The 22020-nt window shown below is 59.0% G+C and carries 20 protein-coding genes and 1 pseudogene; 10 read left to right on the forward strand and 11 right to left on the reverse strand.

Features of this window, described 5'->3' with window-relative positions; translation table 11 throughout:
* The 6 genes from L901_RS01090 to L901_RS01115 form a co-directional block, all read right to left on the reverse strand.
* Positions 1-846, reverse strand: a complete 846-nt coding sequence (locus L901_RS01090; protein WP_059752608.1) for an aminoglycoside phosphotransferase family protein — start codon at positions 844-846, stop codon at positions 1-3.
* 10 nt (positions 847-856) lie between these two features.
* Positions 857-1789, reverse strand: coding sequence for an N-acetyl-gamma-glutamyl-phosphate reductase (gene argC / locus L901_RS01095; protein WP_035217708.1), 933 nt, complete (start codon positions 1787-1789; stop codon positions 857-859).
* 70 nt (positions 1790-1859) lie between these two features.
* Positions 1860-2813: an agmatinase gene (gene speB / locus L901_RS01100; protein ID WP_059752612.1), complete on the reverse strand. Its 954-nt coding sequence runs from the start codon at positions 2811-2813 to the stop codon at positions 1860-1862.
* 131 nt (positions 2814-2944) lie between these two features.
* Positions 2945-3412 carry a 30S ribosomal protein S9 gene (rpsI, locus tag L901_RS01105; protein WP_003521540.1) on the reverse strand — a complete coding sequence of 156 codons (468 nt, stop codon included), beginning with the start codon at positions 3410-3412 and terminating at the stop codon, positions 2945-2947.
* A 2-nt stretch (positions 3413-3414) separates the two neighbouring features.
* A complete protein-coding gene (gene rplM / locus L901_RS01110; RefSeq protein ID WP_003502335.1) occupies positions 3415-3879 on the reverse strand; it encodes a 50S ribosomal protein L13 in 465 nt (154 codons plus the stop codon).
* Between the two features lie 253 nt (positions 3880-4132).
* On the reverse strand, positions 4133-4969 hold the full coding sequence (locus tag L901_RS01115; RefSeq protein WP_059752614.1) for an EamA family transporter: 837 nt from the start codon (positions 4967-4969) through the stop codon (positions 4133-4135).
* A gap of 906 nt (positions 4970-5875) precedes the next feature.
* Between L901_RS01115 and L901_RS01120 the strand changes: the two are divergent.
* Positions 5876-6309: pseudogene (locus tag L901_RS01120) on the forward strand (CoA-binding protein).
* Positions 6310-6383: 74 nt separating this feature from the next.
* Complete coding sequence (locus L901_RS01125; protein WP_059752617.1) at positions 6384-7667, forward strand: O-acetylhomoserine aminocarboxypropyltransferase; 1284 nt, start codon at positions 6384-6386, stop codon at positions 7665-7667.
* Positions 7668-7818: 151 nt separating this feature from the next.
* Here L901_RS01125 and L901_RS01130 read toward each other — a convergent pair whose 3' ends face one another.
* Complete coding sequence (locus L901_RS01130; RefSeq protein ID WP_245289571.1) at positions 7819-8247, reverse strand: MarR family winged helix-turn-helix transcriptional regulator; 429 nt, start codon at positions 8245-8247, stop codon at positions 7819-7821.
* Positions 8248-8436: 189 nt separating this feature from the next.
* On the opposite strand from L901_RS01130, the gene L901_RS01135 reads away from it, so the two are divergent.
* The 3 genes from L901_RS01135 to L901_RS01145 all read left to right on the forward strand — a co-directional run bounded on the left by L901_RS01135 (position 8437) and on the right by L901_RS01145 (position 10024).
* Complete coding sequence (locus tag L901_RS01135) at positions 8437-8904, forward strand: hypothetical protein (protein ID WP_245289572.1); 468 nt, start codon at positions 8437-8439, stop codon at positions 8902-8904.
* 151 nt (positions 8905-9055) lie between these two features.
* A complete protein-coding gene (locus tag L901_RS01140) occupies positions 9056-9568 on the forward strand; it encodes a hypothetical protein (RefSeq protein WP_059752622.1) in 513 nt (170 codons plus the stop codon).
* A gap of 114 nt (positions 9569-9682) precedes the next feature.
* Entirely contained in the window at positions 9683-10024 is a 342-nt protein-coding gene (locus L901_RS01145; protein WP_059752625.1) for a cupin domain-containing protein, read from the forward strand.
* A gap of 7 nt (positions 10025-10031) precedes the next feature.
* On the opposite strand, the gene L901_RS01150 is transcribed toward L901_RS01145, so the two are convergent.
* The 4 genes from L901_RS01150 to L901_RS01165 form a co-directional block, all read right to left on the reverse strand.
* On the reverse strand, positions 10032-10418 hold the full coding sequence (locus L901_RS01150; RefSeq protein WP_059752628.1) for a type II toxin-antitoxin system VapC family toxin: 387 nt from the start codon (positions 10416-10418) through the stop codon (positions 10032-10034).
* Positions 10415-10666: a hypothetical protein gene (locus tag L901_RS01155; RefSeq protein WP_142779070.1), complete on the reverse strand. Its 252-nt coding sequence runs from the start codon at positions 10664-10666 to the stop codon at positions 10415-10417. The genes L901_RS01150 and L901_RS01155 overlap by 4 nt, the downstream gene beginning before the upstream one ends.
* A 65-nt stretch (positions 10667-10731) precedes the next feature.
* Complete coding sequence (locus L901_RS01160) at positions 10732-11985, reverse strand: cytochrome P450 (RefSeq protein WP_059752631.1); 1254 nt, start codon at positions 11983-11985, stop codon at positions 10732-10734.
* Between the two features lie 83 nt (positions 11986-12068).
* Positions 12069-13316 carry a diguanylate cyclase gene (locus L901_RS01165; protein ID WP_059752634.1) on the reverse strand — a complete coding sequence of 416 codons (1248 nt, stop codon included), beginning with the start codon at positions 13314-13316 and terminating at the stop codon, positions 12069-12071.
* A gap of 452 nt (positions 13317-13768) precedes the next feature.
* On the opposite strand from L901_RS01165, the gene clpP reads away from it, so the two are divergent.
* The 5 genes from clpP (at position 13769) to L901_RS01190 (ending at position 21921) form a co-directional block, all read left to right on the forward strand.
* A complete protein-coding gene (clpP, locus tag L901_RS01170) occupies positions 13769-14401 on the forward strand; it encodes an ATP-dependent Clp endopeptidase proteolytic subunit ClpP (protein ID WP_003521529.1) in 633 nt (210 codons plus the stop codon).
* A 293-nt stretch (positions 14402-14694) separates the two neighbouring features.
* Complete coding sequence (gene clpX, locus L901_RS01175; protein ID WP_059752638.1) at positions 14695-15972, forward strand: ATP-dependent Clp protease ATP-binding subunit ClpX; 1278 nt, start codon at positions 14695-14697, stop codon at positions 15970-15972.
* A 415-nt stretch (positions 15973-16387) separates the two neighbouring features.
* The gene (lon, locus tag L901_RS01180) at positions 16388-18805 is read left to right on the forward strand and encodes an endopeptidase La (protein WP_059752644.1); all 2418 of its coding nucleotides are present in this window, start codon (positions 16388-16390) and stop codon (positions 18803-18805) included.
* Positions 18806-19093: 288 nt separating this feature from the next.
* A complete protein-coding gene (gene hupB, locus L901_RS01185) occupies positions 19094-19369 on the forward strand; it encodes a DNA-binding protein HupB (protein WP_006312721.1) in 276 nt (91 codons plus the stop codon).
* Between the two features lie 353 nt (positions 19370-19722).
* Positions 19723-21921, forward strand: coding sequence for an esterase-like activity of phytase family protein (locus L901_RS01190; RefSeq protein WP_059752646.1), 2199 nt, complete (start codon positions 19723-19725; stop codon positions 21919-21921).
* Positions 21922-22020: the final 99 nt, after the last annotated feature.

Here is a 22020-nt window from a genome sequence, read left to right on the forward strand (position 1 = left end):
TTAGAACTGCCCGAGCACCGTTTTGATGGTGGCCGCGACGGCGAGTTCGTTGTCGCGTTCCTCCGCATTGCCGTCCTCTTCGTGCCACGCGGCAGAAAGGCAGCCATAGGCAAAGGCATATTGCAGCAATAGCCGTTCGTCCCGTTGCAGCGCCTTCGCAAAGATCGTCGCCATGGAGGCGATGCGCGCCTCGCTGCGGGTAAGGTCGAAACGGTCGAGCGGATTGGAGAACATATTGGCGACATCGAGCGCCGCATCGCCGATCAGGCCGGCCGGATCGATGATGATCCAGCCGCGTTCACTGCGCATGATGTTCTCGTGATGCAGATCGCCGTGCAGCGGCTTCACATCCCGCTGCCGGTCGATCAGTGCCTGCGCCAGCGTGGCCGCCTCGATATAGGGACTGTCCACGCCGTCGGTACGGTCCTGTTCGGCCTTGCGGAACAGGCTCTCGAAATAGAGTGGCAGCGTCAGCAGGCTTGAAGGCGGCTGCTGCTGCGATGGCTGGTGATATTTGAGCAGGACATCGGCGGCGATTTCCGTCGTGGCATCGTCGTTGCCGTCGCGAAACAGCACGTCGCGCAGGGTCTCCGTACCGGCATGTTCCATCAGCAGAATATCGTCGGAGCGGTCGAGCAGCTCCACGCAGCCGATGCCGGCGCGCCATGCGATGAAATCCGCGCCGCGAAGACTGTCTTTCAGTACTTTCTTTTTCAGAACCTTGGCGACGGCAAGGGAGCCGTCGCCGCGCGTAAGCTCGTAAACCACCCCGGCCGGCGTATCGGCAATAGGTTTCGCGGCCTCGATATTCCACGAGGCCGGAAAAGAGGGCGGGGCAATGTTCATGAGAAAAGTCTCATGCGGAGAGCATCAGCTCCATGTTCTGCACAGCAGCACCGGATGCACCCTTGCCGAGATTGTCGAGCAGTGCGACGAGGTTGATGTGTTCGCCGCCCGGCGTACCGAAGACGAAGAGCTTCATCGTGTCCTTGCCTGCCAGTTCCTCGGCGTCGATGCGCGCGAGCCCCTTGCTTTCGGCAAGCGGCACCACATTGACGATGTCCTGTCCCGCATAGTGGGCGGTCAGCGCCGCATGGATCGTTTCGACGGTCGCGCCTTCCTTGAGGTCGGCGGCAAACAGCGGCACCTGCACGATCATGCCCTGCGGGAAACGACCGACGGAAGGCGAAAACAGCGGTGCGCGGTCGAGCTGGCCATGAATGGTCATTTCCGGCACGTGCTTGTGCTTGAGCGTCAGGCCATAGAGGAAATTATTGGCGCTGATGGCGTCATCGCGGCTCTGGTCTTCCATCTGGGCGATCATCTGCTTGCCGCCGCCGGTATAACCGGAAACCGCATTGACGCTGACCGGGTAACCGTCGGGCAGCAGGCCTGCGGCGCGCAACGGGCGCAGAAGGGCGATCGCGCCGGTGGGGTAGCAGCCCGGATTGGCGACGAGACGGGCGGAACGAACCTTCTCGCCCTGTTCCTTATCCATTTCGGCAAAGCCATAGGCCCAGTCCTGATGGACGCGATAGGCGGTCGAGGTATCGATGATGCGGACATTGTTATTGCCGGCCACCATCGAGACCGCTTCCCGGGAAGCATCGTCCGGCAGGCAGAGGATCGAAATGTCGGCATTGTTGAGCATATCCTCGCGCATCGCCGCATTGCGGCGCTCGGCCTCGGGTATGGACAGCAGCTCAATATCGCGGCGACCGGCAAGGCGCGTGCGGATCTGCAGACCCGTGGTGCCGTGTTCGCCATCGATGAAGATCTTCGCTGTCATGTCCTTGTCCTGACTTTTCAAAGGGTTGCGAGGGTAATCGGAATCAGTTTTCTAAGTTGTGGCCGTGTTGTCAGCCGGCCTTGGCCAGCCGTTCGGCGCGCAGGCCAAGCATATACATTGCAACGGTGGCTCCGGCAATGGCGGTAATGTCGGCATGGTCGTAAGCGGGCGCCACCTCCACCACGTCCGAGCCGCGAATATCGAGCTGGCCAAGCCCACGCAGAACGGAGAGAATTTTAGCGCTGGTCGGCCCACCGGCCACCGGCGTTCCGGTTCCCGGCGCAAAGGCAGGATCGAGGCAGTCGATATCGAAGGTCAGATAGGCGGGCATGCCGGCCGTGTGCTTGACGATCAGCGAAGCGATATCGCCCGCCCGCATCTCCTCCACCTCGTAACCGTGGAGAATGCGAATGTCGAAATCGTCAGGCGCGTGGGTGCGGATGCCGATCTGGATGGACCGGTCGGGGTCGATCAGGCCATCGCGCGCGGCGCGGGCCACGAAGGAACCGTGGTCGATGCGCTTGCTGTCATCGAACCAGGTGTCCTGATGCGCATCGAACTGCACCAGCGCCAGAGGCCCATGCTTGGCCACATGCGCCTTTAGGAGCGGCCAGGTAATGAAGTGATCGCCGCCAAGCGTCAGCAGGTAATCCGTCTTGGAAATGATCCGGCGCGCTTCCTTTTCGATCGTATCAGGCGTTTTCCAGTGATTGCCATAGTCGAGCAGACAGTCGCCATAGTCGATGGTCGGCATATGGGCGAAGAGATCGCGCGCGAAGGGATATTGTGGATCGTTGTCGAAGATCGCCGAGGCGCGGCGGATCGCCTGCGGCCCGAAACGGGCGCCCGGCCGGTTGGAGGTGGCCGCATCGAAGGGAATGCCCCAGATGGCCGTCGATACGCCCTTGAGGTTCTTGGTATATTTGCGCCGCATGAAAGAGAGGACGCCCGCATGGGTCGGGTCGGTGGCGGCCGATGTCAGCGTCGTTGCGGTGAAGGCATGGTCGATGGTTTTGGACGGCATTGATCACCCCATTGCGATTTGCGCCGAGGTTGCTGTCTTCCTGCTGAAAAAACAAGGGAGGAGACCATGAAAAAAAGGCGGAGCCGAAGCCCCGCCTTTCGAAGTTCTGAACGAACCGTTCTGAGAAGCGATTAGCGCTTCGAGAACTGGAACGAACGGCGGGCCTTGGCCTTACCGTACTTCTTACGCTCGACAACGCGGCTGTCGCGGGTCAGGAAGCCACCCTTCTTCAGAACGGAGCGCAGGCCCGGTTCGAAGTAGGTGAGGGCCTTGGACAGACCGTGACGAACGGCACCGGCCTGACCGGACAGACCACCACCGGCAACGGTGGCGATGATGTCGAACTGACCCGTGCGGGCAGCGGCGACGATCGGCTGCTGAAGGATCATCTGCAGAACCGGACGTGCGAAATACGTGGTGAAATCGCGGCCGTTGATGATGATCTTGCCAGAACCGGCCTTGACCCATACGCGGGCTACGGCGTTCTTGCGCTTGCCGGTCGCGTAGGAGCGGCCGAGGGTGTCAACCTTGCGGACATGCACGGGAGCCGAAGCTTCCGATGCCGGGGCGAGGTCTTTCAGAGAGGAAAGATCGGCCATTATCAGGCGCTCCTTACGTTCTTCTTGTTAAGCGCGGCCACGTCGAGAACGGTGGGCTGCTGTGCTTCGTGCGGATGGTTCGAGCCGGCGTAAACGCGCAGGTTCTTCATCTGGCGACGGCCGAGCGGACCGCGCGGGATCATGCGCTCGATGGCCTTTTCAACGACGCGCTCCGGGAAGCGGCCTTCGATGATCTGGCGAGCCGTACGCTCCTTGATGCCACCCGGGTGACCGGTGTGCCAGTAGTACTTCTTGTCGGAGTACTTGTTGCCGGTGAAGGCAACCTTTTCCGCGTTGATAACGATGACGTTGTCGCCATCATCAACGTGGGGGGTGTAGGTAGCCTTGTGCTTGCCGCGCAGGCGGGTTGCAACGATGGTGGCGAGGCGACCAACAACGAGGCCTTCGGCGTCGATGATGACCCACTTCTTCTCCACCTCAGCGGGCTTCTGAACGAAAGTAGACATGGATTTCACTTTCTAACGTGGACCCGTCATCCTCTTTTAAATAAGAGCATACGGGCGTTTCTTGTTGCTTGGTTTGGTTGCCATCAAAGGCAACCGCAAATGACCCTATTCCGGCTGGAATCCGATCTGGCGCGCTTATACGGTGCGCGAGCGAAAGCGTCAATATGACGGATTCTAGAGGTCGTAAAAATAAGATAGCAAAAACAATGGCTTGATAATGGGGTATTATTTTACCTCATCGAACGGTCCCGTTTTACCCCAGTCGCATCACCAGAACGCCCGCTGCAATGATGCCTCCGGCAAGATAACGCCAGATGCTGGCGCGTTCTTTCAGGATCACCACGGAGATCACCAGCGCAAAGAGAATGGAGGTTTCCCGGAGCGCCGCGACGACGGCGACGGGCGCCTTGGTCATGGCGTAGAGCGCCAGCCCGTAGGAGAGAATGGAGCCGCCGCCGCCAATCAAGCCGCGCCACCAGTTGCGCCGGACATGGTCCGCGACCGGGCCCACGCCGCGCTGGTAGAAGGCGAAGCCGAAAAGCAGCACGGGCGGCAGAAGTGACATCCACAGCGTATAGGAGATGGCGTTGCCGGAAAGCCTTGCGCCGACACCGTCGACGAAGGTGTAGGATGCGATCACGAAGGCGTTGAGCAGGGCGACCATGATCGCCTTTCCGCCACCGCGCCGCGCCTCGAAAGCGAGCGTCAGAATGCCGCCGGAGATGACGATGATGCCGGCAAGGGCCAGCGGGCTTAAAATCTCGCTCAGGAACAGGCTGCTCGTCGCCGCGACGATCAGGGGCGCCACGCCGCGCATGACGGGATAAACAAGGCCGATGTCGCCGATCGTATAGGCGGCGGCGACAAGCCGGAAATAGGCGAATTGCAGAACGGCCGAAGCGATCAGGAAAGGAATGGCGACCGGCGCGGGAAATGGCAGGAAAGGCAGAAACGGCAGCGAACAGGCCGCAGCGCCCGCCGCGATCAGCGAGGCGTCCAGCGATTTGTCGGATCCGGCCTTGACCAGCGCATTCCATCCGGCATGCAGTATCGCGCCCAGGAGCACCAGAAGAAGAATGTCAAATGTCACAATAGAGACTCGCTCGCGGGCTACTTTGGGCAACCTATAGCATCGGCTTGAAAACCGGAATCGATTTTCGGCGAGGGCGGTAAGCCTCTCCTGATCATTCGAGCGAGCGTTTTGCGCCCGTGGAACCGCCCGCAAACGGCCTGTGATCGCAGCGGATACTGCGACGCGCGTAAAATTTATGCTTTGTGCATGTCATGGCGCCGGGGAATGATTTTGCGCAAGGGCGATATGGCGTTCTGCTCATGATTTCATCCGTCAGATGGAGGCATGAGCGTCCGACGCACAGCTTATGGTTTCGCTCCGGGACGAATTTTCATTAAAAATACTACCAAATTTGTCAAATATTGGTGCCCAGTGCGCTATGGCGCTTCGGGCGCAAGGTGTATCAATCGGGCGAAGGCGCGCATGAAAAGAAATTTCATATCTTTCGCGAATTGGCAACTGTAACGTTGTAGATTTGTGTATAGATTGATTTACAGAATAACTTTCTGAAAATTAGATGTCTCTAATTTTCCTGTGAACGGAATGAAAACAAACAGGAGACGAAGAGCGCATGAATTGCACGCTAATGTTGTTTGAGCCCTTATTTGCGGCAATTCGCGTCATTTTGAAAACTGGACAAAAATAGTCAGTACAACCGGCATTCCGGCGTTTGGTGAAATCATTTTGCGTGGGCGAAAACGTGCCACTGCGCGGCGGGGTTTCTGCCGTAGCTGCAATTTTTCAACCGGGCAGGGGTTCAAGAGAGCGAAGAACCTTCCTAGATGGAAGGGCGGACGCAACCGGTAGCGTCAGGAATGTGTCGGTGGAATTATGCAGGAGACGCTATGCTCGCGGCGCTTTCGAATGGCGCATCTGCATTGGTATTCTTCAAGCCATGCGACGCTCCAGAAGGGATAAGTTGACATGCAGCATGATAGTTACGAGCCCGACTACCTCAGAAAAATTCTGACCGATGTCAAAACCATCGCCCTGCTCGGTGCTTCGCCCAACCCGGACAGGCCGAGCCACGGCGTGATGCGCTTCCTGCTTTCCAGGGGTTATCGTGTGTTTCCGGTCAATCCCGGCCAGGCAGGCAAGGAGATATTGGGGCAGAAGGTCTATGCCAAACTCGCCGATATTCCCGAGCTGGTGGACATGATCGACGTTTTCCGGGCGCCGGAATATTTGTCGGCAATCGTCGAGGAGGCGATATTGCTGCCGGAGCGGCCATCGGTAATCTGGGGCCAGCTTTCCGTTCGCGATGACAATGCCGCGCCAAGGCGGAAGCCTACGGTATGGAAGTCGTGATGGACCGTTGTCCTGCAATTGAGTATCCGCGTCTCAATATTGTGCGATAGTTGGTACGGATCGGACTTACCATTTGGCGACAAGGCATTATGATCCCTCCGAAATTCCAATTGGAGGAACCATCATGCCGAGCAGCAATCCCGGGTTTTCGACGCTGGCCGTTCATGCGGGCGCGCAACCGGATCCGACCACCGGCGCGCGTGCCACACCCATTTATCAGACCACTGCCTATGCTTTCCGCGACGCCGATCACGCCGCCGCCCTGTTCGGATTAAAAGAGTTCGGCAATATCTACACCCGCATCATGAACCCCACCCAGGCGGTTCTGGAAGAGCGCGTGGCAGCACTTGAGGGCGGCACGGCCGCGCTTGCCGTCGCGTCCGGCCATGCCGCGCAATTGCTGGTCTTCCATACGCTGCTGCAATCCGGTGACAATTTCGTCGCCGCCCGCCAACTCTATGGCGGCTCGATCAACCAGTTCGGCCATGCCTTCAAGGGCTTCGATTGGCAGGTCCGCTGGGCCGACGCCACCGATCCGGCCAGCTTCGAGGCGCAGATCGATGAGCGCACCCGTGCCGTCTTCATCGAAAGCCTTGCCAATCCGGGCGGTACTTTCGTGGATATCGCCGCAATCGCCGATGTCGCCCACCGGCATGGCCTGCCGCTCATCGTCGACAATACCATGGCGAGCCCCTATCTGCTGCGGCCGCTGGAACATGGCGCGGATATCGTGCTGCATTCGCTGACGAAATTCCTCGGCGGCCATGGCAACTCCATGGGCGGCATCATTGTGGACGGCGGAACCTTCGACTGGTCGGCGACGGACCGATATCCGGCGTTGTCACAGCCTCGGCCGGAATATTCCGGCGTCGTGCTGCACCAGACCTTCGGCAATTTCGCCTTCGCCATCGCCTGCCGTGTGCTGGGCTTGCGTGACCTCGGCCCGGCGATCTCGCCCTTCAACGCTTTCCTCATACTGACCGGCATCGAGACGCTGCCGCTGCGCGTTCAGCGCCATTCCGACAATGCGCTTGCCGTCGCGAAATGGCTGAAGGCGCATCCCAAGGTTGGCTGGGTGCATTATGCGGGGCTGGAAGACAGCGACAACCACGCTATCCAGCAGCATTATTCGCCAAAGGGGGCGGGCTCTGTCTTCACCTTCGGCGTCAAGGGCGGTTATGCGGCCGGCAAGGCGCTGGTGGAAGGGCTGCAGCTCTTCTCCCATCTCGCCAATATCGGCGACACGCGCTCTCTCGTCATCCACCCGGCCTCCACCACCCATGCGCAGCTGACGCCGGAACAGCAGACGGCCGCCGGCGCCGGGCCGGATGTGGTTCGCCTGTCGGTCGGCATCGAGGACGTCAAGGACATCATCGCCGATCTCAAGCAATCGCTCGCCAAGGTCTGATGTGGTGGCTCACGCGAGTTTGGTGCCCGCGTGACACCAAGCATATTTTAGTGTGATTGAGCGGCCGCTGGAAAACCATGGAAACAGGGTGCTTTCGGCGGCAGCGGATTTGCGCGTTGCGGCGAGGTGCACTCGCTCGGCTGCATCCAGCTTATTTCTTCTGCAAAGTGCCAATGAAGTCCTTCGAAACGGCACATGATTTTTCGATGAAACCGATGATGAGCTGCAATTGCTCTTCATCATATTCCCCATAGAGCGCCTCCATTTTTTCCTGAAGGGGCGCATAGATCTGAAACAATTCCCGCATTTTTTCAGGATGAGGCGCTGCCAGCACGCGCCGGCGATCCGTAGGGTCGGGCAAACGTCTTATGAAGCCGGCCTTCTCCAGCCGGTCGAGTAGCGCCGTCACCGCTCCGGTCGTCAGGCCGGTCGATCTTGCAAGTTCACCCGCGCTTGCCTGGCCCTGCATCTGAAGGATGTCTAGGCACTCCAGATCGGTGGTGTTCATCCGAGCCTTTGCCGCGATGGACTGGCTGATGAGCAATGATTGCGCGCTTGCCTGGCGAAGTACGTCGGTCAACCGGCGATCCAGGATATCTCTTGACATTTGAATATCTCAATAATTAAGAAATGATAGTCATCAAGATAATTGGCCGGATGCGATTTCACCAGCGTTAAATGTGCTCGTTACGCCTGTGAGCGTCGAAAAGTGGAAAATGTGTGGTGGCCATGCTCTCGCAGGCGTCACGGCGATTTCTGGAAGAGGTGAATGATGTTCGAGCCGCTGGTTTTCTACGCGATTGTCGTCGCCGGTGTTCTTGGGAGCGTCGGGCTGGGCGGCGGCATCTACGAGACACTTCTTGTCGATCGGGTGTGGCCTTCGCAGCCGATGCTGATCCAGCCTGAACGGGGCGGGATCGACCGAAAGCTTTTCTGGGGGCCCGCTCACGGGCTGTTTGAGGTGGCCTTGCTCCTCGCTGTCTGGCTGACATGGGCTCATCCCGCAATTCGCGTCTGGATATGGTCCGCGCTCGCCGCGCATCTTGTCGCGCGGATCTGGTCTTTTGCATATTTCATCCCAATGGCGCTTCGGTTTGAGACGGGATTGGCCGGTGACGCAACGGCCGCTTCCAATGCTGCGGCCAGATGGGTCCGATTGAGCCGCTGGCGACTTCCCATCGAGTTTCTTGCGGTGATTCTCCTGTTCATCGCGCTCGCGAAATCAGCGGGAAACTGAGGTCTTACGCTGCCAGTTTCCACCGGTCCGTGGAGAAAACCTCGGTGCCAGGTTGAACGGCGCGCTCTCTCGTTCATCCGCGACCATCTTACTCAAAGCGCCGAATCCGCCTAGAACGGGCCCTGCCGTCCCATCGCGAAAGATACGCCATATGAAAAACCGAACCGGAATGCTCCGCATTGTCACCCTTCTCCTTGCAATCGGGGTCGCGGGTGTGGCTGATATACCGGTCGTAGCTTCGGTTTCGCCGGCAAAGGCAGAGGCGGAATATTTCCCGACGCAGCAGGACTTTGTCGGGAAATGGAAGCTCACCGGCGCGACCAGCCGCCCGCCGCGCGACATGAAGACTGAGCCTACCGCCCAGCAGGAAGCGGATGCGACACTGTTCCAGGAAACGGTGACGACATTTTACTCCGCGTTTGATTATCTGGAGATCACGGCGGACGGTCGCTACAATTTCCATCAACCCGGCGATCCTTCAGGTTCATGCGTCTGGTGCGGCACATGGTCCTTTGACAAGAGTTCGCTGTGGCTGAAGCTGGATACCGCGCCCCGGCTCGATATTTACGCGAAGGATGGCGATATACAGATGACGTACACCGCCGAACCCGACAAGAAATCGAAATACACCTGGCTGGTTTTCGGCTGGACGAAGATGGAGTAGGTGCCTCGTTTCCTCGGTGGCAACGCCCAACCGGCACACCCGAGACTATTTGACGAAGCGCCCACAATTGAGCAAAGCTGTATGGCCAACCATATTTGACGGACAGGGGACGTCATGACGAATTTTCTGTCCTTCGATGATATCGCCGAGCTGGAATACGGTGCGCCAGCGCCGGAAAGACTGATTTCCGGCGATCCTAAATTCACCACATGGAATATCGAGGAAGCTCCCGGCGGAATCTATGCCGGCATCTGGCAGTCCACGCCCGGCAAATGGCGGGTGGTCTATGACGAATGGGAATATTTCAACATTCTCGAAGGCCACTCCATCCTGACCGAAGACGGCGGTGCGCCGCGCGATCTGAGGCCGGGCGACCGCGTTATCCTGCGTCCGGGCTTTACGGGCACGTGGGAGGTGGTGGAAACGACACGCAAGGATTATGTCATCCGGCTCTGATGGCGCGCTACCAGCGTGTCATGACGCCGAGCGATGGAATTTTCTCGTCGATAGATATCAATGCCATGTTTTCCAAAATAGATTGAGCCGCAAGAATTCGATCGAACGGATCGCGGTGTTCGCCCGGCAGCATGGCGCTTCGAACCATATGAGCGCTGTTGATGGGAAGTTCGAGAAAGCCCTCCTGTTCAATCACACCCGCAAAATCGGGAAGTATGAGCGACGCACCGGGCAAACGACCTCGTGCAAATTTCGTGGCAATTTCCCATGCTGAAGCCGCGCTCACATAGAGGTCATTATTGGGGTCGCTGATGATTTCGCGCGCATCCGGCGAAAGCCGGTCATGGTCATTCAGCCACCAAAGCAGTGCATGGGTATCCAGTAGATATTTCATTCGGTCGCGAACTCTTTAAGTTCGTCTTCCGTCAGCGGTTCGAAGAACTCAGGCCCTACCACGAGCACGCCCTTAAAACGGCCCGGAACGCGTCGGCGTTTTTCGTGTGGAACAGAGCCCGATTTACTCTCCGAAAGACCCACCGCATCCAATTGACGCGATAGTCTCTCAAGATGCGCCTCCAGTTCGGTAAAAACGACCGGAGGGGGCGGCGTCATATCCGTTTTTTTCTTCGACTTGGTTGCCAAGGCATTTGCCTCATCACTATTGGACGAAAATACCATAGCGCATCGGGGATGATAAAAAAACTACTTCACCACGCCAGATCTAGCCGCTCCAGACCATGGAAATGATAGACATCCTTGATCCTCGGCCGCTCGGCGATCTTCAGGCCCGGCAGGCGTTTGAAAAGCAGCGGCAGGGCAAGATTGAGCTCCAGCCTCGCCAGCGGCGCGCCGATGCAGAAATGGATGCCGGCGCCGAAGGAGACGTTGGCGCCCTCGTTGCGGTCCGGCCGGAAGGTCAGTGGATCGGAAAATTTTGCCGGATGGAGATTGGCGGCGGCCAGAATGAGGCTGACCTTGTCGCCGCGCTTGAACGCGACGCCGTCGATTTCGACCGGCTCCAGAACCCAGCGCTGGAAAATATGCACCGGCGCGCAGATGCGCAGGGTTTCTTCCACCGTCCGTTCCGTGGCGGCATCGTCGTGGAACAGGACCTCGGGGGAGATGCCGCTTTCCAGAATGATGCGCACGGAATTGCCGATCTGGTGCACGGTCGCCTCGTGCCCGGCATTCAGCAGCACGATGGTGGTGGAGACCAGCTCGTCGTCGGTGAGGTACTGGCCCTTGTGTTCCGTGTGGATCATGTGGCTCAGCAGATCGTCCTTCGGTTCCGCCCGCCGCTCGGCGATCACGCTGCGCACATAGTCTGAAAACTCATGCGCGGCCCTGTCGGCCAGCAGCTCGTCTTCCGGCGTGCGCTTGAACATATACATGCCGACATAGGCATGCGACCATTTCAGAAGCTGCGGCCCCATCTCCTCGGGAATGCCGATCATGCGGGCGATCATCGTCACCGGAATTACATCGGCATAGGAGGAGAGCAGTTCCGTTTCGCCCTTGCTTTCGAAAGCGTCGATCAGACGGTTGGCGAGTTCCTCGATTTCCGGCTTCATCTTGTCGACATGCCGCGACACGAAGGCGCGGTTGATGAGCGTGCGCAGGCGCGTGTGCTCCGGCGGTTCCAGTTCCAGCAGCGAATGCTGCTCGGCGGCGTCGAAATGCTTCACATGGTCGAGCGGCTCCGCCAGGCCGATCTCTTCGCGGCTTGCCACATGCAGGATCTGCCGTCCGAAGCGGCGGTCGCGCAAAAGCGCGCTCACATGGTCGTATCCGGTGAAAAACCATTGCCGCTGTTCTTCCCAGTAGAAGGTGGGACATTCAGCGTGCAGGGCCGCATAGACCGGGTTCGGATCGTTGTAGAAAGCCGGGTCGCGGGCATCAAGGGAAACGCGGCGGGTGGCGGGATCGATTTTGAGAAACGGAAATGTCGCTGTCATGCCCATGGTCTATTCCGCGCGCGGCGCTTTGGGAAGGGAGGGAAATCCCTTCCGGATACCTCTATGCCTGTCACTGGGTGGTTACATCGTCATCGGCTGGCGATGGCGGATATCCGGTTCAGCGCCGCGACCTGACGGTCGGCATTGTTGTCCATCGGGCTTTCGTCGCGGTCCGAGGCCGGCACGACGACATTGGCCGAGTTGACGTGGATGACGGTCCGGTTGCGCCCGGCCTTCTTGGCGGCATAGAGCGCGCGGTCGGCTTCCGTCATCATCGTGTTGAGGTCGGCATCCTTTATCATGGCTTCCGATATGCCGACGCTGGTGGTCACCTCGATGGCTTCACCGCGCGAACTGATCTTCGAAAGGCGCAGATTGCTGCGGATGGCTTCCGCAAGCGTCGCCGTGCTGGAAGGGCTTTCCACTTCGGCAACCAGCGCGAATTCCTCGCCTCCCATCCTGACGAAAAGGCCGCGATCGCCGATTGCGCGCTGCGCGATATGACAGAAATGCACGAGCACCGCATCGCCGGACTGGTGGCCGTATCTGTCGTTGATCTTCTTGAAATGGTCGATATCGAACAGCACCAGCGCCACGTAACGGCTGGAGGCCGGCGACCTTTTCTTGATACGCTCGAACTCCTCCAGCAGACCACGACGATTGAGAACGCCGGTCAGATGATCGGTCATGGCGAGGCGATGGAGACGGATCTCTGTGTCTTCCATGATGATCTTGGCGCTGATCATGATGATGGCCGTAAAACCGAGCATGCCGGAAAAGGCAAGCGCCGATGTCAGCGGAATGGCGTTGGGGGCCGCGGCATTGGCGGGGATGACGATGGATGCGACGAACGCCCCGGCAAAAGCCTGCAGGACCAGGATCGCGGCCAGAACCCGGCGGCTGCGTGAGGCGCGCGCCTTGCTGGCCAGAAGGACGCCGGCGAGCATGAAATAACCGGTGGCCGCGCTGGCATGATAAAGCAGGATGCGGGCCACCATGTTTTCACGCACGGGCGGCAGGAACATTCCGGCGATCCACAGCAGAGCCGGAATGGCGACCCAGCCGCCGATTTTCCGCTGCTCGAAGCACAACAGGCCCGCAAGCCAGAAACCGAAGGCGGAAAGTGCGAGCGTATTGCCGACCTGAATGGACAGAAAACTGGAAATATCCCCGCGAAGCGCCACCATTACCGTGCCGATGCCCGTGGTGAGGAAACCGGCTGCGAAATAGAGATTATGCCGGCGGGAAGGGCGGTGCAGCCACAGCGTTCCCAAAAGCACGGCAAGGGTGAGCGTCTCCGCCGCCCACAGTAGCGTGCTCGTCTTTGCATCCAGCATTGCAAAATCCTATCTGCGCCATAATGCGGTAAAAGCGGGCTCTCTCGCACGAGGTGCGTTATGCCCGCTGGAATTGTTGAGCTGCCATTTCGCCCGGATGGGCCCATTCCCCAACGGGAACCGGAAATTCGCTGGCCAGTATCGGCAGCAAATACTAACGAGTTCTTGCCGGTGAGAAGTTATATCTGTGCATGGCGGGCGATTTTTGCCGTCGTCGCCTGCCATAGTAAAAAAATGGTGGCGGCGGGGGAAAGAGGCCCGGCTGGCGCCGCCCGGTCCGAAAGCCCTGTCAACCTCGGCCCGAAAGGCCTGCAAACGCTGTTGAGCCGTTAAGGATATGCGGCTTCGTGTCTTGAAGTACGGGGCAGGGACACTCTATGTAGGGAGTATGAAGGTTAGAAGTGATTCCGGAGCGGCTTTCCGCGAAGGGCAGAGTTTGACAAAGGACGGACATGAAAAATCCAGTTGATACCGCCATGGCTCTGGTGCCGATGGTCGTTGAGCAGACCAATCGCGGCGAACGCTCCTACGACATATTTTCCCGTCTTCTCAAGGAACGCATCATTTTCCTCACCGGCCCGGTGGAAGACCAGATGGCTTCGCTCGTCTGCGCGCAGCTGCTTTTCCTCGAGGCTGAAAACCCGAAGAAGGAAATCGCGCTTTACATCAATTCGCCGGGTGGCGTCGTGACCGCCGGCATGGCGATCTACGATACGATGCAGTTCATCCGTCCTGCGGTCTCCACGCTCTGCGTCGGCCAGGCCGCATCCATGGGCTCGCTGCTTCTGGCCGCCGGTGAAAAGGGAATGCGTTTCGCAACCCCGAACGCCCGCATCATGGTGCACCAGCCCTCCGGCGGTTTCCAGGGGCAGGCATCGGACATCGAGCGCCATGCTCGCGACATCATCAAGATGAAGCGTCGCCTCAATGAAGTCTACGTTAAGCACACCGGCCGTACGCTCGAAGAGGTTGAAAAAACCCTCGATCGCGACCACTTCATGGATGCAGACGAGGCGAAGGACTGGGGCGTGATCGACAAGATCCTGACCTCGCGCCAGGAAATCGAAGGCGCCGCCGCGAATTGAGGCGCGCCGCTTTTTGACGTTTGTTTGAACCCGCAAAAGTAATTTCGGGGCTTTCAACCGCAACAGAAAGCGATATTAGTATATATAAAGGCTATGTTGAATTTTTATGACGTGGCCTTTGGTTTGATGGGGAATTCGTTGCAGCCGGTTGTCAGCTCATGTATCTGATACCGGTTAGTACCCCGGGAAACGAGGCGGATACGGCGATGCACCCCAAGGGCTGCCGTATCGGCGGGCGGTAAGTTGACCGCGATCCGTTTGGCGGACCTGCGGCGTGCTGGAAGGAAAGAGATATGAGCAAAGTCAGCGGCAGCAACGGCGGCGACTCTAAGAATACACTCTATTGTTCATTCTGCGGCAAGAGCCAGCACGAAGTCCGGAAACTCATTGCCGGACCGACGGTATTCATCTGCGATGAATGCGTCGAATTGTGCATGGACATCATCCGCGAGGAGAACAAGACGTCGATGGTGAAGTCGCGCGAGGGTGTTCCGACCCCGCAGGATATCATCAAGATCCTCGACGAATATGTCATCGGCCAGAAGCAGGCGAAGAAGATCCTGTCTGTTGCCGTTCATAACCACTACAAGCGCCTCGCGCACGCCTCCAAGAATGGCGATGTCGAGCTTGCGAAGTCGAACATCATGCTCGTCGGCCCGACGGGCTGCGGCAAGACCTATCTTGCCCAGACGCTCGCCCGCATCATCGACGTTCCCTTCACCATGGCGGACGCAACGACGCTGACCGAAGCCGGTTATGTCGGCGAGGACGTGGAAAACATCATCCTGAAGCTGTTGCAGGCTGCGGACTACAATGTCGAGCGCGCCCAGCGCGGCATCGTCTATATCGACGAAGTCGACAAGATTTCCCGCAAGTCGGACAACCCGTCGATCACGCGTGACGTGTCGGGCGAGGGCGTTCAGCAGGCGCTTCTGAAGATCATGGAAGGCACGGTCGCTTCCGTTCCGCCGCAGGGCGGCCGCAAGCATCCGCAGCAGGAATTCCTGCAGGTGGATACGACCAACATCCTGTTCATCTGCGGCGGCGCCTTTGCCGGCCTAGACAAGATCATCTCGGCCCGTGGTGAAAAGACCTCGATAGGCTTCGGTGCGACCGTCAAGGCGGAAGACGATCGCCGTGTGGGCGAGGTGCTGCGCGAGCTGGAGCCCGAAGACCTGGTGAAGTTCGGTCTCATCCCGGAATTCATCGGCCGTCTGCCGGTTCTTGCCACGCTGGAAGACCTTGACGAGGATGCGCTGATCCAGATCCTGTCCGAACCGAAGAACGCGCTGGTCAAGCAGTATCAGCGCCTGTTCGAGATGGAAGATGTGGAACTGACCTTCCACGAGGACGCGCTGCGCGAAATCGCCCGCAAGGCGATCACCCGCAAGACCGGCGCCCGCGGCCTGCGCTCGATCATGGAAAAGATCCTTCTGGATACCATGTTCGAACTGCCGACGCTGGAAGGCGTGCGCGAAGTGGTCATTTCCGACGAGGTCGTCAGCGGCCTTGCGCGCCCGCTCTACATCTATGCGGACCGTCAGGAAGAAAAGACCAACGTTTCGGCCTGATCGGCCGATCCGGTGCTTCGATGAAGTTAGAAGGCCCGCCTCCGTGCGGGCCTTTTCTGTTATCGCCGGGTGTGAAACTTGCGCCTAACTTGGCGAAGCCCGATTTTGCGTTTGGAGCGGATTGCGCTTTGCTGATAAAGTCTTACAACTGATTTGCAGCGCGATATGACGGAAATGTGAATTCCCGTCGGCGACCCGGTTCCCATGTCCTTCGGGATAACCGGAAATGTCGGGAGTACTAGCCGGCGCTGGGTTTTGTTGAATTTCACGGTCTTGCGGCTTAGCGGGACCGTCTGTTCCGGCGACTTGAAATCGGTGTTTCGAAACTCCACTTTCAGTCTCGAGAAATGAATGTGCCGGATGCCCCAAGCTGTCCGGCAAAGTGTCCCGAAAGGGACCATGGAAAGGAAATGATATGACGAACATCACGTCTGCGGCATCTGGCGGTACCTATCCGGTACTTCCCCTGCGCGACATTGTCGTTTTCCCGCATATGATCGTTCCCCTGTTCGTCGGGCGGGAAAAATCCATCCGTGCGCTCGAGGAAGTCATGGGTTCGGACAAGCAGATCATGCTTGTCACCCAGATCAACGCCAGCGATGACGATCCGGCCCCGGAGGCCATCCACAAGGTCGGCACGGTCGCCAATGTCCTGCAGCTTCTGAAGCTTCCCGACGGCACCGTGAAGGTGCTGGTGGAAGGCAAGGGCCGCGCCCAGATCGACAGCTACACCGGCCGTGAAGACTTCTATGAAGCCACCGCGACGCCGTTGCAGGAGCCTGCCGAAGATCCGGTCGAGATCGAGGCGCTGTCGCGTTCGGTCGTGTCTGAATTCGAGAGCTATGTGAAGCTCAACAAGAAGATTTCGCCCGAGGTTGTCGGCGCTGCCGGCCAGATCGACGATTATTCGAAGCTTGCCGATACGGTCGCTTCGCACCTGTCGATCAAGATCACCGAAAAGCAGGAAATGCTGGAAACCGTCAGCGTGAAGCAGCGGCTCGAAAAGGCGCTCGGCTTCATGGAAGGCGAAATTTCCGTGCTCCAGGTCGAAAAGCGCATCCGCTCGCGCGTCAAGCGCCAGATGGAGAAGACGCAGCGCGAATATTACCTGAACGAGCAGATGAAGGCGATCCAGAAGGAACTCGGCGACGGCGAGGACGGCCGTGACGAGATGGCCGAACTGGAAGAGCGCATCGCCAAGACCAAGCTTTCCAAGGAGGCCAAGGAAAAGGCCGAGGCGGAAATGAAGAAGCTTCGCCAGATGAGCCCGATGTCCGCGGAAGCGACCGTCGTGCGTAACTATCTGGACTGGCTGCTTGGTCTGCCCTGGGGCAAGAAGTCGAAGATCAAGGCCGACCTCAACGCTGCCGAGAAAATCCTCGATCAGGATCATTTCGGTCTCGACAAGGTCAAGGAACGCATCGTCGAGTATCTCGCCGTACAGGCGCGCGCCTCGAAGATCCGCGGCCCCATCCTGTGCCTCGTCGGCCCTCCCGGCGTCGGCAAGACCTCGCTCGCTAAGTCGATCGCCAAGGCGACCGGCCGCGAATATGTGCGCATGGCGCTTGGCGGCGTGCGTGACGAGGCGGAAATCCGCGGTCACCGCCGTACCTATATCGGCTCCATGCCGGGCAAGATCGTCCAGTCGATGAAGAAGGCCAAGAAGGCGAACCCGCTCTTCCTGCTCGACGAAATCGACAAGATGGGCATGGATTTCCGTGGCGATCCGTCGTCGGCCCTGCTCGAGGTGCTCGATCCGGAACAGAACTCCACCTTCATGGACCATTACCTTGAAGTGGAATACGACCTGTCCGACGTGATGTTCGTAACCACGGCCAACACGCTGAACATTCCCGGCCCGCTGATGGACCGTATGGAAGTGATCCGCATCGCCGGTTACACGGAAGACGAAAAGCGCGAAATCGCCAAGCGTCACCTGTTGCCGAAGGCGATCAAGGAACATGCCCTGCGTCCGGAAGAGTTCTCGGTTACCGATGATGCCCTGATGGTCGTCATCCAGCAGTACACCCGTGAAGCCGGCGTGCGCAGCTTCGAACGCGAGCTGATGAAGCTGGCGCGCAAGGCTGTCACCGAGATCATCAAGGGCAAGGTCAAGTCCGTGGAAGTCACCGCTGCCAACGTGCCGGATTATCTGGGCGTTCCGCGGTTCCGCCATGGCGAGGCCGAGCGCGAGGATCAGGTCGGCGTCGTCACGGGTCTTGCCTGGACGGAAGTCGGCGGTGAGCTGCTCACCATCGAAGGCGTGATGATGCCGGGCAAGGGCCGCATGACGGTTACCGGCAACCTCAAGGAAGTGATGAAGGAATCCATTTCGGCGGCGGCATCCTATGTCCGTTCGCGCGCCGTGGACTTCGGCATCGAGCCGCCGCGCTTCGACAAGAGCGACATCCACGTGCACGTTCCGGAAGGTGCGACCCCGAAGGACGGACCGTCCGCCGGCGTTGCCATGGCGACCGCCATCGTCTCCATCATGACCGGCATCCCAGTCTCGAAGGATGTGGCGATGACGGGCGAGATCACGCTTCGCGGTCGCGTGCTGCCGATCGGCGGCCTGAAGGAAAAGCTGCTTGCGGCCCTTCGCGGCGGCATCAAGAAGGTGCTGATTCCGGAAGAAAACGCCAAGGATCTGGCGGAGATTCCGGACAACGTTAAGAACGAGATGGAAATCATCCCGGTATCGCGCATGGGCGAGGTCATCAAGCACGCCCTTATCCGCCAGCCGGAGCCCATCGAGTGGGACGGCAGCATCGAGACGCCGGTGATCGCAACCGTCGAAGGCGTCGACGATGGCAGCCAGACCATCGCGCATTGATAATGCATCGCCGCGAGGGGCGGGAATCGCCTTTCGCGACGGCTGCTGCATAGATTCAATGTGTTAGGTGTCTGAAGGCGCATGTGGCGCAAAGCTGCGCACAAGTGATGCGAATTTGGCACGAATATGTGGAAGGCCGGCAGAAATGTCGGCCTTTTTTGTGAAAAAAAACGCAGACCCCTTGTTTTTCAGGCGATTCCAGCGCTTTTGGGTTGCTGCGCGCGGATGCGAACGTATTCTGCGCCGGCTTAATTTGAGTCGTTTCAAACCATTGAAAGGGGTGGAAACATGAACAAGAACGAGCTCGTCTCTGCTGTTGCCGAAAAGGCTGGTCTCACGAAGGCAGATGCTGCTTCCGCTGTTGATGCTGTATTCGAAACTGTACAGGGCGAACTGAAGAACGGTGGCGACATTCGTCTGGCCGGCTTCGGCAGCTTCTCCGTCAGCCGTCGTGAAGCCTCCAAGGGCCGTAACCCTTCCACGGGTGCTGAAGTCGATATCCCGGCTCGCAACGTACCGAAGTTTTCCGCAGGCAAGGGCCTGAAGGACGCTGTCAACTCGTAAGGTTTCCGGAAAGCCGCAGCGCCCGGCGGCGGGCGGGCGGCTTTTCAGGTTCACGAGGAAACATGTTTTGACGCCCTGACGCCGTCACATCGCCGCCAAAAGTGGGCGGTGTTTCGAAAAACTCTTTGCGGACAGGCCGGGTTCTCCCGGTCAAGATGTGAATGAAAGCAGGGAAGCGCCTGTGTAGCTTCCATCCGGACACACGGCGTTTTTCTACGCGGAATGTGGGCATAAACACGAAAGCCCGGCCTTCTAGGCCGGGCTTTTTGATTCAGCGGTCAGGAAGTGTCATGCCACTGTCATGTCTGTAACGCAGAAGCCTTGGGGTATTTCTGGACCCAAGGGGGATTAAAATGGCGTTCCGATTTTCTCAAATGGCTTTGACCGCTGCTCTGCTCACGTCCGCAGCCATCCCGGCCGCTGCCGAGCCGGTTTTCAACCGCATCGCATCTTTCCCGGTGGCGAAAAACCTTCCCGCGGACAAGGACGCCAAGTCCGTCACCTCGGCTGAAATCATTACCGCCAGCGAAGACGGCAAGACGCTGATCTATTCGGACAGCCCGCTTGGCGGCATCGGTTTCATCGACATCACCGACGCCAAGGATCCCAAGGCCGGCGGCGCGCTGCTGCTCGAAGGCGAGCCGACCTCCGTTGCCGTTGCCGGTCTCAAGGTGCTGGCCGGCGTCAATACGTCGGAAAATCGCGCGAAGCCCTCCGGCAAGCTGGTGACGGTCGATATTGCTACCAAAAAGATCGAAGCAAGCTGCGATCTCGGCGGCCAGCCCGATTCCGTCGCCGTTTCCCCGGACAAGACCTTCGCCGCCATCGCCATCGAAAACGAGCGCGATGAAGAGGTGAACGAAGGCGCGCTGCCGCAGATGCCAGCCGGTTATCTGGTGACTGTCGGCCTGAAAGACGGCGTTGCCGATTGCGCGACGCTGAAGAAGATCGAACTCACCGGCCTTGCCGAAATTTCCCCTGAGGATCCGGAGCCGGAATTCGTGTCGATCAACGCCAATGGCGAGATCGCGCTGACGCTTCAGGAAAACAATCATATCGTCATTCTCGACGGCAAGACCGGCACGGTGAAGAGGCATTTCTCCGCCGGCAAGGTCGATCTTGAAGGCATCGATACGAAGACCGATGGCCAGTTGAAGTTCACCGACAAGCAGGAAGGCCGCAAGCGCGAGCCGGACGCCGTGAAGTGGCTGGACAATGACCGTATCGTCATCGCCAATGAGGGCGACTGGCAGGGCGGTTCGCGTGGTTTCACCATCTTCGACAAGACCGGCAAGCTCGTTTACGAATCCGGCTCCTCGCTCGAACATGCGGTTGCGGCCATCGGCCACTATCCGGAAAAGCGCTCCAAGGCCAAGGGCATCGAGCCTGAAGGTCTGGAAGCGGCGACCTTCGGCGATCAGAAATATTTCTTCGTACTGTCCGAACGCGCCTCTGTCGTCGCTGTCTACAAGGACACCGGCAAGGAGCCGGAACTGACGCAGCTCCTGCCTTCGGGCGTTTCGCCGGAGGGTGCTGTCGCCATCCCGTCGCGCAACCTCCTTGCCACGGCCAATGAGGTCGATCTGATCGAAGACGGCGGCGTGCGCTCGCATGTCATGCTCTATGAACGCGGTGAAGGTGAAGCAGCCTATCCGCAGCTCGTTTCCGCCACCGTCGATGGTGCACCGATCGGCTGGGGCGCTCTTTCGGGTCTGGTCGGCGATGCCGAAAAGCCCGGCATTCTCTACGCCGTGTCCGACTCGGTCTATGGCAACCAGCCGTCGATCTTCACCATCGATGCGACGAAAAAGCCTGCCACCATCACCAGCGTCCTGCGCGTCAAGCGTGACGGCATCGCCGCTCAGAAGCTCGACATCGAAGGCATCACGCTGGACGGCAAGGGCGGTTTCTGGCTGGCTTCTGAAGGCGACAGCGCCAAGCTCGTGCCCCACGCGCTCTATAACGTCAACGCCAAGGGCGAGATCAAGGCTGAGATCGCATTGCCGAAGGAACTTCTCGCCGGCGACACCCGCTTCGGTTTCGAAGGCGTGACGATGATCGGCAAGGGCGACGACGCGACGCTGTGGATGGCCGTGCAGCGTGAATGGGGCACGGACGAGAAGGGCTTCGTCAAGCTCGTCTCCTACAATCCGAATTCCAAGGAATGGGGCGCCGTCCGTTACCCGCTCGACAAGACCGAGGCAGGCTGGGTCGGCCTCTCCGAAATCGCCGCGCAGGGCGACTATGTCTATATCGTCGAGCGCGACAACCAGATCGGCGACAAGGCCAAGATCAAGAAGCTCTACCGCGTTGCGATCGCGGACCTGAAGCCGGGCAAGATCGGCGGCGAACTGCCGCTGGTGGCCAAGCAGGAAGCCCATGACTTCCTGCCCGACCTCAAGGCCCAGACCAACGGTTATGTCGTCGACAAGCTGGAAGGCTTCGCCTTCGACAAGGCGGGAATGGCCTATGCCGTGACCGACAATGACGGCGTGGACGATTCTTCCGGCGAAACACTGTTCTTCACCGTCAATATGAAGGCGATCAACTGATCGGGCCGATTGGCGCCGCAAATGAGAAAAGCCGGGCTATGCCCGGCTTTTTTGTATGGCGAGGGCCCCTTGGCCGGGTTTTCCGATCTTGCACGATGC

Origin of the sequence: Agrobacterium sp. D14, assembly GCF_001526505.1 — a bacterium.
GTDB lineage: Bacteria > Pseudomonadota > Alphaproteobacteria > Rhizobiales > Rhizobiaceae > Agrobacterium > Agrobacterium leguminum.